This is a genomic window from Salinisphaera japonica YTM-1, from assembly GCF_003788585.1.
Taxonomy (GTDB): Bacteria; Pseudomonadota; Gammaproteobacteria; order Nevskiales; family Salinisphaeraceae; genus Salinisphaera; species Salinisphaera japonica.
Map to the genome: position 1 here is coordinate 1 of NZ_AYKG01000069.1, position 11,602 is coordinate 11,602.

Sequence of the window (11,602 nt, forward strand, 5' to 3'; positions counted from 1 at the left end):
CTTGCCCGGCCAGATTTTGGGCACCAACGCGGCGCTCGTACGAAACGGCAACAGGCCCTAGCGCAGCAGGCGCGCCTGACTGCCGGAAAGCCCCACGGCCTGGCCCAGCATGAGCCGGCGCACCGGGGCCAGCGCCGTGGCGCCGGTGATCGCCCAGGCGCGTAGCTCACGGAGCATCGGGTTGGCGCTGCCATAGAGCCGCTTCAACCCGTCGGTGGCGGCCAGCATGGCCATGTTGTCGGCCATGCGGGCCCGCTGATAACGCTTCAGATACGCCAGCGCGCCGGCATCCGCCTGGGCGGCCCGGCCGGCCTCGAGCGCATGGACCAGCTCGGCCACGTCCAGCAGGCCCAGATTCACGCCCTGCCCGGCCATCGGGTGCAAAACGTGCGCGGCATCCCCGATGAGGGCAACCCGCGGGTCGACGTAGCGCTCGGCGTGCATGAGCTTGAGCGGAAACGCGGCCCGTGTATCGATGGACACGATCTCGCCCAGCACATGCTCGCTGGCTGCCGACAGCCGGGCACAGAAAGCCGCATCATCGAGCGCGGCCAGCTCTGCGGCCAGCGCGTCATCGGCGTGCCAGGCCAGCGAGCAGCGCCCGTCGGCCAGCGGCAGAAACGCCACCGGGCCGGTCTCGGTGAAACGCTGCCAGGCGATATGTCGATGATGGCGTTCCGGCGTGACCGCGCCGACCGTGCAGCGCTGATGATAAGACCAGCCGGTGGTCTTGATGCCGGCCGCGTCGCGCACGGCGGAGTTCGCCCCCTCGGCACCCACGACGAGGCGGGCCGTCAGTTCACTGTCGTCGTCGAGTGTCAGCCGTGCACAGTCGGGCTCGACTGTCAGATCCGCCAGCAGCGCCGGGCAGAAGACATCGACCTGATCGAGTGCCTGCCAGGCCGTGGCCACCACGAGCCCGTTCTCGACGATATGGCCGAGCTCGGGCAGGCCCACGGCGGTGTTTTCCAGAAACAGCTCGGCGTGATGGCCGGCGTCCCACACTTTCATGCCGGTGAAGGCACAGATCCGCTCGGCGGCGATGGTCTGCCACAGCCCGAGATTATCCAGCAGCCGGCGCGGCCCCGGGGCGATCGCCGACTGGCGCAGATCGAACTCGGCGCCGGCATCGAAAGCCGGCGGCGCCTTGGCCTCGACCAGCGCGACATCGAAACCGGCCTGGGACAGCGCGACCGCGGCCACGGCGCCGACCATGCCGCCGCCCACGATCGCCACGTCATATCGTGCGGCCTTGTTCATCGCTTGATTCCTTTATCCACGCGCGGAAGATCATCCAGCAGCGCCAGCCCCATGCTGCGACGCGCCATGTCTGCGCGCAGGCCCGGCGCCAGCGACAGGCCGAACAGCCCGGCCCCGCGCGCATGGCCCAGGCCCGGCAGATGATTAGAGAAGAGCCGGACAATGCCGTCGGTGAAGTTGGCCACGCGGTGCTGGTCGGGCCGGCGGGCCTCGGCCCACGCTGCCAGCATATCGGCGTCGCCCGGATCGAAGGCATCGCCTTTCAGGCCTTGATGCTCACGGATGATATCGGCCAGCCCCAACGCATCGCGGATCGACAGATTGAAGCCTTGGGCAGCCGCCGGATGCAGCGCGTGCCCGGCGTTGCCGATAAGTGCGGCCCGCGGCGCCACGGCCTGATCGGCCAGTACTCGGGCCAAGGGATAGGCCCCGCGCGGGCCGGCCAGCGTGAGCGCGCCAAGGCGGTGGCCAAACGCGGCGTTCAGCGCTTGGGTGAACGCTGTCTCGCTGGCGCTGCAAAGCTCGGTGGCCTCGTCCGTGGGCACCGCCCAGACCGCGGCGCAGGTATCGGGCGTACGTGGCAGCAATGCCAGCGGGCCGCCCGGCAGGAAACGCTCATAGGCACAGCCCTCGTGGGCACGCTCGGGCGTGACCACGGTGATGATCGCGCTCTGGCCGTAATCATCGACCTGTGCGCCGATGCCAAGTGCGGCTCGCACCGCGGATTTCTGGCCGTCAGCGCCGATGACCAGGCGGGCATGCACGGCCCGGCCGTCATCAAGAGTAAGCACCGGGTGGCCCTGGCCGTTATAGTCCAACGACTCGAAGAGCGCCGGGGCGATGATATCGACATGCGCCTGGGCTGCCAGCCGGTCACGCAGTGCCGCGATCATCGCCGTGTTGGGCACCACATAGCCCAGCGCCGGCAGATCGTATTCGTCTGCGGCAACCGTCACACGGCCGAAATAGCCGGCCTGGGAGACGTGCAAGCGCTCGATGGCGGCCGCGGAATCGGCCATCGCCCCCCACAGATCCAACGACTCGAACATGGCCCGCGTGCCCCAGGCCAATGCGGTGGTGCGTGCCTTGAGGTTGTCATCGGCCGGCGCATCGAAGGCCACGGCCTCGATCAGGGCCACCGACAGACCAGTATCGGCCAGCGCACAGGCCAGGCTCGCCCCGGCCAGCCCGCCACCGACGACGGCGATATCGTATTCGCGACTCACGTGGGGCTTGCCTCGCTCATCAGGGTTTCGATGTCGTCAGGCTTTTTGACCACATCACCGGTGAGTACGTCCGGGCCGTCTCGGGTGATGAGCACATCGTCCTCGATGCGTATGCCCATGCCGCGATACGCCGCCGGTGCCTCGGCACAATCCGGGGCCACATACAGCCCCGGCTCGACCGTCAGCACCATGCCCGGCTCCAGCGCTCGCCATTCACCGGCCTGTTTGTAAGCGCCCACATCGTGCACGTCCATGCCCAGGAAATGGCTCGTGCCATGCATGAAAAAGACGCGATAAGCATCTGATTCGATGACGCTTTCTCGGTCACCGCCAAGCAGGCCAAGCGCAATCAGACCGTCAACCAGCACCTCGCGTGCCGCCAGATGCGGGGCATTGGCCGGCGCGCCGGCCTGGCAGGCCGCGATGCCGGCCTCGTTGGCCGCCAGCACGATATCGTAGAGTGCACGCTGGGCGCTCGTAAACCGCCCGTTGGCGGGAAACGTGCGGGTGATATCGCCGGCATAACCGGCGTTTTCGGCACCGGAATCGATGAGCACCAGATCACCGTGTTCGATCACGCTGGCGTTCTCGGTGTAGTGGAGAATACAGCCGTTCTCGCCGGCGCCGACGATCGTCGGGTAGGCCCAGTGCATGCCGGCCCAGCCATAGACGTGATGTAGGGTAGCCGCAAGCTGATATTCGGTCACACCCGGCTCGCAGGCATGCATGGCCGCCTCGTGGCCGGCCGCGGATACCTCGGCGGCACGCCGCATGAGCGCGATCTCGTCATCGCTCTTGACCAGACGCATCTCGTGTAGCGGCGTATTCAGCGATACCGTCGTCGCCGGCGGCGTGTGCCCGCGCCCTTGGCTCTCCAGGCCGGCCATGGCCTCGGCGATGCGCTGCTCGAAAGCCGGATGGATGCCGCGCGTGAGATACAGCGTGTCGCGTCCGGCCACCATCTCGGCAAGCGAGGCATCAAAGGCTTCAATGGGATAGGCCGCGTCCGCGCCGTAATTGTCGATCGCGCCGTCCGTACCGGCCCGCTTGCCGGTCCAGGTTTCGGCCGCAGGGTCACGCTCGCGCACAAACAGCGTGAACGCACCCTGGGGATGGCCCGGGGCAATGACAGCGATCGCCTCGGGCTCGAGAAACCCGGTCAGATAACGAAAATCGCTGTTGGCACGATACGGATAATCGACGTCGTTATTGCGCTTGCGCTCGGGCGTGGCCGCGAGGATCGCCACCGCGTTCTCGCCGATCATCCGGGCCAGGCGCCGGCGATGCACGCCGGCCCGCTCGATCTCGGCCTGTCTGTTTTCGGTCTGGCTCAATGCAGTGTCTCCCGTGTCTGCGGGCCTTCGCGTTTGGGCTGGCATTCCAGAAAGATCATCTGAACCGCGACCCGCACATATTCGACCAGCTCGGCATAGTCGCCTTCGGCCGAGTCGCCGTCTTCCTCGGCGGTGAGCTCGGCCTTGGACAGCTCGGTCAGATCGTTCAACACCTCGCGTACCTCGGCCGACAGATGCGCCGGATTGAAGTCGCCGAAAAAACTCAGGCCATAGAGAAACCCACCGCACCAGCGCGCAAGCGCGGCCACGCGGGTATCCAGGTCGACCGTGTCGTCATCCGGCAGCAGCGGGCGAAACGATAGATCCGGGTCGAACAGGCCCTCCAGCGTCATCTCGCGCAGGGCATCCAGCGCCTGGCCGAGTTGCTCGCCGGCCACGTCGTCCACCGCGGCCGCGGGTGACACCTCGTTGTTGATACACAGCATACCGGTCAGCGTGCCGTGGGTTTCACCGGGGGTCTGGACCGAGCCGGCCTGGGTCAGCCCGGTCTGCAGGACAGAAAAGATATCGGTTTGGCTCATGAGACGACTGGGATTGTAATCACGGGGGCATGGTAGGGCCTGTTGCCGTTTCATACGAGTCCGCGCCAAGCGCTGTTTTACGGCAAGACGGGGCGTAGCCCGCGCCGCGCAGTCGTTCTGCGCCAGTGGGCTAGAACGCTGTATTGCCGTAAAACAGTGCTTGTCCCGAAGGGTTGGGCCGCAAATCGCGTCCTGCGGCGTTGCGAGTCTTGATCGTGGCACACCACGACGCGGCGACTCGCGCCTTGCAGGACACGATTTGCGGTCTCCAACGCGGACTCGTATGAAACGGCAACAGGCCCTACGCCAGCATCCGGCGTGTGGCGATGGGCCCGGTTTTCATCCCGGGCACAGCAGCGTCAGCCAGGCCAGATTATAGACTGCGTGTACGCCCATCACGGGGCCCAGCCGGCCGGTGCGCTCATAGAGCCAGCCCAGCACGAGCGAGGGCAGAAACACCAGCCCGATAACTGCGCTGTCTTGCAGCACGACATGGCCGGCAGCGAACACCACGCTGGCCAGGGCATTGGCCGCGCTGATCGGCCCGAGGCGTGCACGCCGCAGCGCTTGATTCCGGGCCAGCAGGCTTTGCAGCCCGCCACGGAAGACGATCTCTTCGATGACCGGCGCGGCCACCACACCCATGGTCAGGATCGATCGCGCCGGCCAGTGGGGGTGCCAGCTGGCCCAGCCGGTCACGATCGCCACCAGCGGGCCAAGCGGCGTGAGTCCAAGGGCCACCCACAGGGGCCAGCCTGTCGTCCGGCGCGGGTCAGGCCGCAACTAAACCCTGCCCTGCCCGTTACGCCGCACCATGAGCACTCCGGCAGCCAATACGCACAGCACGAGCCAAACCGGATCAAACGCCTGGCCCGGCGCCATGGTGCAACCGCCACTCGAGCCGCCGTCGTCGTCATCGTCGCTCTCCGTGGCCGGGCGCTCGGCAGCGCGCGGCGCCGGCGTGGCCGGCTCGGCAAACGCGCGGACGTACTGGCCGCGGGCCGTACCGACGATCGTGGCGGTCTGGGTATCCGGACAGTGCACGCCGTCGGCCAGCTGCCAGCCGATATCGCGCAGCGCACAGCTGGCAAGCCCCAGGCCGTTCAGGACACTGGTCTCGACCGACTCGAAGGGCTCCATGATCTGGTCGGGCTCGACCGCCGGCGACCAGTGTGAAATAGAGCTGGCGGGCCGAACGACTTCGGGCGCGAAGAGCCGGATCCGGCCTTCTTGTCGGCCGGCCGTCAGAAAGTTGGTTGTCGCCGCGTTGGTTATCGCCGAGGACCAGACCACGAACGGCGCATGGTTCAACGCGTTCGCACGTCGGGCCACGGTTAGTTGTGGGAACCGCGGCTGGCCGGTCATCGAGAGATCCTGAGGGTATAGATCAAACACGCTTGGAAAACGCTGGCCGGGGCGAAACACGGGGTAGGCGCCCTGTCGTCTATCACCGGTGTCGGTCAACGAGACAATCGCCTGAAAGCCCATGCCGTGGATCAGTTCGTGCACGGCGGTATGCACGAAGTCGATCTGGTTGTTGCCGGGCGTGCCATTCAGCCCGTAGTACCAGGTGGCGCCGCGCAGGCAGTCACTGGCGCCAGCATCGAGCTTGCCGTTCATGAACAGGCGGGCATCGGCGCCTTGCGCCAGGCGCTGGCCGGCAAGCGCGTTGGCCAGCGCCAGCGGATAGAGCACATCACGCTGCGGCGCACCCGGGAAATTCGCGGTGTAGTTCGTCGCCCCGCCCAGGCCGAGCGTGGCGGCGTTGCGCCTGCAGGACAGCTCGGGATTATCGCTATCCACCCGTGCATCGATACGAATCGGCACCGGGCTCACCAGTCGCGAGGTCACGATACGCACGGCGTAACGCAACGCGATCCGGCGCTGCTCGCCCAGCGTGGTGCCGGTATTGCCATCGATAGGGGCCACACGGCGCGTATCCGACAGACCCGCAGTACTGCCGGCATCGAGATTGCGTATCGTGAAATCCGCCGCCGACGCGTTTTGTACCATTGCCACCAGCAAGAGCGCGGTCGCGATACGTCGTATCGTTGCGATCATTGGCCTGTCCCTGTTTGTGATCAGGCGGTCGATCAATGCTCGGTGCATGCGCCCGGGCCGCGCTCTGCCGCGACCAGACGCCCGTCGTCGCAGCGTCTTACACTCAGATGCGGCGATGCGCTTGGTGCCACGCGCAGCATGTGAACGCCATCTGGGGTCGTCCATGGCTGATAGCGGTCGGCTTCGGTACGCCGAGCCGTCTCGCCGGTCGCGTTGCCAGCCGTCTGTTCGCCGCCCGGCGAGGCCTGGGATGTCGCTTGGGACGTGGCCGCGGCAGGCCCTGCACCGTTAGGCCAGGCCTGCTGCTGTGACTCGCTATCGGGCGAGGCGGCACACGCCGCGAGTGAAACCAGTACGCCGGCCAGAACCAGCCCTGCGGTGGATGCTCCGTGTCGCGCCATCGTCATCGCCCCTGTGACCGTTCGGAAATTTTCATCAAGACCGTTGTTTGTAGCACTTCCGGGTGACGACTTGAACACGGCGCTTTGCGTATGATCAGGGCCATGGTCATAGCCGTATCCGCCCATGTCTGATATCGCCTGGCGCCCGCTACTCGAAGAACTTGTTGCCACACGCACGATCAGCAGTGACGATCCCGCGCTGGATTGCGGCAATCGCCCTGCCGTCGAGGCCCTGGCCGCGCGGCTCGAGCGTGTGGGTTTTGATTGTCGAATTCAGGCGTTACCAGATCGTGACGACAAGGCCAACCTGATCGCCACCAAGGGCGGCGGCGCGCCCGGTGACGGCCTGGCCCTGGCCGGGCATATCGATACCGTGCCCTTCGACGCCGAGGGCTGGGACAGTGATCCGTTCGTGCTCACCGAGCGCAACGACCGGCTCTACGGCCTGGGCAGCACCGATATGAAAGGCTTTCTGGCGCTGGCCGCCGAGGCGGCCAGCCGGGTGGATGCCAAGCAACTCGCCCGCCCGTTGACCCTGATCGTCTCCGCCGACGAGGAATGCGGCATGGACGGGGCGCGGGCGCTGGCCGATATGGCCGCACCGGCGCGCTTTTGTGTGATCGGCGAGCCAACGTCCCTGGTGCCGATCCGCCGCCACAAGGGTATTTTCATGGAGCGCATCGAAACCCGCGGGGCCTCGGGCCATTCGAGCAACCCGGCCCACGGCGCCAACGCCATCGAGGCCATGCACCGGGCGACGTCAGCGGTGCGCGCCCTGCGCGACGAGCTTATTGAGCGACAGCGTGTGGCCGGTTTTCCGGTGCCGCACGCCACGCTCAACCTCGGCGCGATCCGCGGCGGCGATGCGGCCAATCGCATCCCGGCCCGGTGTCGTCTGGATATCGACCTGCGGTTTCTGCCGGACATGACGATCGACGGGCTGCGCGCGGAGCTGCACGAGCGTGTGCGCGCGGCGTTGTCCGATAGCGATTGCACGGTGGCCTTCACCCCGCTGTTCGACGGCACGCCGGCCTTCGAGACGGCCGGCGACGCCGAGATCGTTGCCGCCTGCGAACAACTGACCGGGCACAGCGCGCAGAGCGTGGATTTCGGCACCGAGGGCGCCTATTACAACGCCATGGGCATGCAGACGGTGGTCATGGGCCCGGGCGATATCGCACTGGCCCATCAGCCCAACGAATATCTGGCACTCGATCAGATCGGGCCGGCCCAGCGGATACTCGCCGGGCTGATCCGGCGTTTCTGTATGAATTGACCCGGCTTCGTGCGCTTGACCATCGCCCCGGGCGAGCGCATTTGATCTAATACGCGGATGCGCGATTCCTTCGATATGACCCACGACAACGGGCTGGTGGCTGCCCTGCGCGCCTCGGCACCCTATGTGCATGCCCATCGCGGGCGCACGTTTGTCATCCATCTGCCCGGCGAGGCCGCGGCCTCGGATCGCTTCGCCGATCTGATCTATGACATCGCCCTGCTGCATTCGCTCGGTGTGAAGATCGTGCTGGTCTTCGGTGCGCGGCCTCAGATCGATGACGCCATGGCCGCCGCGGATATCGCCCCCAACTTCGTCACCGGCGTGCGCGTGACCGACGGCGCGGCACTGGCCTGTGTGCGCCAGGCCGTGGGCAGCCTGCAGATGTCGATCGAGGCGCATCTGTCGACCAGTCTGGCCAGCACCCCGATGGGCGGGGCCCGGATCGCGACTGTCAGCGGCAACCTGGTCACCGCGCGCCCGGTCGGCGTGGCGGGGGGCGTCGATCACGGCCATACCGGCGAGGTGCGCCGTATCGATACGGCCAGCCTGGCCGCGCATCTGGGCCGTGGGCATATCGTGCTGCTTTCGTGTATCGGCTACTCGCCCTCGGGGGAGATCTTCAATCTCGTGGCCGAGGATGTGGCCGCGGCCACGGCCACCGCGCTGGCGGCCGACAAGTTCGTGTTGCTGCACCCGGGCAACGCCGTGCACGCGCGTCTGGCGCGCTCGGCGCCGGGCCTGTCGGTCGAGGGTGCACGTGCGCTGCTGGACACGCCCGATAGCGAGCTGTCAGTGCCCGACCGGGCACGGCTGGCGGCGGCGATCGCTGCCTGCCAGGCCGGCGTGGAGCGCGCGCATCTGGTCTCGTTCGAGGCCGACGGCGCGCTGCTGCGCGAGCTGTACTCCCGAGACGGTATCGGCACGATGGTGGCCGCGGATTCCTATGACGCGATCCGAACCGCGCGCCCGGAGGATCTGGGCGGCGTGCTGGCACTGATCGAACCCCTGGCGGCCGCCGGGCTGCTGGTGGCGCGCTCGCGCGAGGCCATCGAGCTGGATATCGAGCGCTATATCGTCATGGCGCGCGACGGGCTGATCACGGCCTGTTGTGCGCTCATGCCCTACGCCGAGGAAGCCATCGGCGAGCTGGCCTGCGTGGCCGTGCACCCGGATTATCGCGGCGGGCACCGGGCGGCGGATCTACTGGCCGAAGTCGAGCGTCGTGCCCAGGCTCAGGGCCTGGCTCGGCTGTTCGTGCTGACCACCAAGGCCCCGCACTGGTTCGTCGAGCACGGCTTTGTGGCCTCCTCGATCGAGGCGCTGCCCCTGGCCAAACGCGCGCTCTACAACTATCAGCGCAACTCGGCGGTGCTGATCAAGCCGCTGGCCCCGGCATGAGCCGGCCGACATCAAACAGGAGCCACGTGCCGCGTGTGTTCATCCCCGGCCCGATTGCCGTGGGCACGCCGCTGGCCCTGCCCGACGACAAGCGCCATCACTTGGCCACGGTGCTGCGCAAGCGGATCGGCGATGCGCTGGTGGTCTTCAACGGCGACGGTTTTGAATATACGGCCACCCTGTCACGCGTCGATCGCAAACAGGCCGAGGCGGCCATACACGCCCAAGAGGCACCTCGGCGGGAATCACCGGTTGCGATCACGCTGATCCAGGCCATCGCCCGCGGCGATCGCATGGATTTCGCGCTGGCCAAGGCCGTGGAGCTGGGCGTGACCCGCATCGAGCCGGTCTTTTCCGAGCGTGGCCAGGTCAAACTGGCCGGCGAACGGCTGGCCAAGAAAACCGAACACTGGCAACGCGTGGTCGAATCCGCGGCCGAACAGTCGGCCCGGCTGATCTGCCCGATGCTGGCCGAGCCGCGCGCCCTGGCCGAGCGGATCACCCGGCCCATCGACGCCGACATCGGCCTGATGCTAGCCCCCACGGCACAAACCGGCCTGGCGGGTATACCGCGCCGCGCATCGGCGGCCCTGCTCATCGGCCCGGAATCCGGCCTGTCGGATCGCGAAATCGAGCAGGCGGCGGCTGCCGGCTGGCAAGGCGTGCGCCTTGGCCCGCGCGTGCTGCGTACCGAAACAGCCGGCATGGCTGCATTGGCCGCGTTGCAGAGCCTGTGGGGGGATCTGGCGGGGTGAAGCTGGAACGCATCAAGGAAGAGATCGCCACGCTGCGGGCGGCATTGATTCTGGATGCCGCCAGCGGCATATCGATCGCTGGCTGGCTTTTCTCGAATTACGACACGACCGATTCCGCGAGGCTCTGGACCGCCATCTACGCGCTGCTGATCGTCATCGTTGCTGGTAGTGTAGTAATCAGGTTCTTGTTTCGTGGTCTACAGAAGTTGGAGAACAGCGATGATCTGGATCCCGATCGCCGCAATCACTAGCCTAGCGGGCCTGTTCGGCTATGCCTGCTACGAGTGGTATCGCACACATTGAGGGCATGCCGGCCGGCCACCGGTTGCGTGCGCTACCATGCACGCATCAATCGACCGGCAACGACAAGAGTCGTTAAGGAACGCATAGGCCATGGCTCATTCGCTTGGCGTTGTGATGGATCCCATCGAGGACATCACCCCCTATAAGGACACCACCCTGGCCCTGCTACTCGAGGCCCAGCGGCGCGGCTACACGATCCATTACTTCACCATGAGCGATCTGTTCGTGGCAGACGGCGTGGGTTACGGCAATGCGCGCACGATCTCGGTGGCCGACGATAACGATCACTGGTTCGACTACACCAGCGAGTCCCGGATCATGCGTCTGGCCGATCTGGACACGATCCTCATGCGCAAGGATCCGCCGTTCGATACCGAATACATCTACGCCACCTATATCCTGGAGTTGGCCGAGAACGAAGGCACGCTCGTGGTCAATCGCTGTGACGCGCTGCGTGACGTCAACGAAAAGATGGCCATCAACCGCTTTGCCCATCTTTGCGGGCCCACACTGGTCGCGCGTCGCGCTGATGCCTTCAAGCGCTTCATCGCCGACCATCACGACGTGGTTCTGAAGCCGCTGGACGGCATGGGCGGTTCGCGCATCTTTCGTGTCACCGAGGGCAACGACAACACCAGCGTGATCCTGGAAGTGCTCACCGAGCACGGCACCCACTACGCGATGGCCCAGGCTTATCTGCCCGAGATCAAGGACGGCGACAAACGCGTGCTGCTGGTCGACGGCGAGCCGGTCGGCTATGCCCTGGCGCGCGTGCCGGCCGAGGGCGAGCTGCGTGGCAACCTGGCCGCCGGCGGGCACGGCGTGGGCCGCGAGCTGACCGAGGGGGATCTGAAAATCGCCCGCGAGGTCGGCCCATACGTACGCGACAAGGGCCTGTTGTTCGTGGGCCTGGATGTCATCGGCGACAAGCTCACGGAAATCAACGTCACCAGCCCCACGTGTGTGCGCGAACTCGAGGCGCAGTTCGATATCAATATCTGCGCCCGGCTCTTCGATGCCATCGAGAAACGCCTGCACTGATC

Annotated in this window: 11 protein-coding genes; 5 read left to right on the forward strand and 6 right to left on the reverse strand. The window is 66.5% G+C overall.

Annotated elements, in window-relative coordinates; genetic code table 11:
* Positions 1 to 57: 57 nt before the first annotated feature.
* From SAJA_RS14665 to SAJA_RS14690, 6 genes are all read right to left on the reverse strand, one after another.
* Positions 58 to 1,260 carry a UbiH/UbiF/VisC/COQ6 family ubiquinone biosynthesis hydroxylase gene (locus SAJA_RS14665; RefSeq protein ID WP_123659419.1) on the reverse strand — a complete coding sequence of 401 codons (1,203 nt, stop codon included), beginning with the start codon at positions 1,258 to 1,260 and terminating at the stop codon, positions 58 to 60.
* Positions 1,257 to 2,486 (reverse strand): 2-octaprenyl-6-methoxyphenyl hydroxylase, encoded by a 1,230-nt coding sequence (ubiH, locus tag SAJA_RS14670; protein WP_123659420.1) that lies wholly within the window; start codon positions 2,484 to 2,486, stop codon positions 1,257 to 1,259. The genes SAJA_RS14665 and ubiH overlap by 4 nt, the downstream gene beginning before the upstream one ends.
* On the reverse strand, positions 2,483 to 3,820 hold the full coding sequence (locus SAJA_RS14675; RefSeq protein ID WP_221180275.1) for an aminopeptidase P N-terminal domain-containing protein: 1,338 nt from the start codon (positions 3,818 to 3,820) through the stop codon (positions 2,483 to 2,485). Before SAJA_RS14675 ends, ubiH begins: the two co-directional genes overlap by 4 nt.
* Positions 3,817 to 4,362: a UPF0149 family protein gene (locus tag SAJA_RS14680; RefSeq protein ID WP_184999928.1), complete on the reverse strand. Its 546-nt coding sequence runs from the start codon at positions 4,360 to 4,362 to the stop codon at positions 3,817 to 3,819. Before SAJA_RS14680 ends, SAJA_RS14675 begins: the two co-directional genes overlap by 4 nt.
* Positions 4,363 to 4,701: 339 nt before the next feature.
* The gene (mrtJ, locus tag SAJA_RS14685; protein ID WP_123659423.1) at positions 4,702 to 5,103 is read right to left on the reverse strand and encodes a JDVT-CTERM system glutamic-type intramembrane protease MrtJ; all 402 of its coding nucleotides are present in this window, start codon (positions 5,101 to 5,103) and stop codon (positions 4,702 to 4,704) included.
* A 42-nt stretch (positions 5,104 to 5,145) separates the two neighbouring features.
* Positions 5,146 to 6,423, reverse strand: coding sequence for a JDVT-CTERM domain-containing protein (locus SAJA_RS14690; protein WP_184999929.1), 1,278 nt, complete (start codon positions 6,421 to 6,423; stop codon positions 5,146 to 5,148).
* Between the two features lie 525 nt (positions 6,424 to 6,948).
* Between SAJA_RS14690 and argE the strand changes: the two genes are divergently transcribed.
* The 5 genes from argE (at position 6,949) to gshB (ending at position 11,600) form a co-directional block, all read left to right on the forward strand.
* Entirely contained in the window at positions 6,949 to 8,100 is a 1,152-nt protein-coding gene (gene argE, locus SAJA_RS14695) for an acetylornithine deacetylase (RefSeq protein WP_123659425.1), read from the forward strand.
* A gap of 57 nt (positions 8,101 to 8,157) precedes the next feature.
* Positions 8,158 to 9,501, forward strand: a complete 1,344-nt coding sequence (argA, locus tag SAJA_RS14700) for an amino-acid N-acetyltransferase (RefSeq protein WP_221180276.1) — start codon at positions 8,158 to 8,160, stop codon at positions 9,499 to 9,501.
* A 26-nt stretch (positions 9,502 to 9,527) separates the two neighbouring features.
* Positions 9,528 to 10,256 carry a 16S rRNA (uracil(1498)-N(3))-methyltransferase gene (locus tag SAJA_RS14705; protein WP_184999930.1) on the forward strand — a complete coding sequence of 243 codons (729 nt, stop codon included), beginning with the start codon at positions 9,528 to 9,530 and terminating at the stop codon, positions 10,254 to 10,256.
* Positions 10,253 to 10,507 carry a hypothetical protein gene (locus tag SAJA_RS14710; protein ID WP_123659427.1) on the forward strand — a complete coding sequence of 85 codons (255 nt, stop codon included), beginning with the start codon at positions 10,253 to 10,255 and terminating at the stop codon, positions 10,505 to 10,507. The genes SAJA_RS14705 and SAJA_RS14710 overlap by 4 nt, the downstream gene beginning before the upstream one ends.
* A 142-nt stretch (positions 10,508 to 10,649) precedes the next feature.
* Positions 10,650 to 11,600: a glutathione synthase gene (gshB, locus tag SAJA_RS14715; RefSeq protein WP_123659428.1), complete on the forward strand. Its 951-nt coding sequence runs from the start codon at positions 10,650 to 10,652 to the stop codon at positions 11,598 to 11,600.
* Positions 11,601 to 11,602 lie beyond the last annotated feature (2 nt).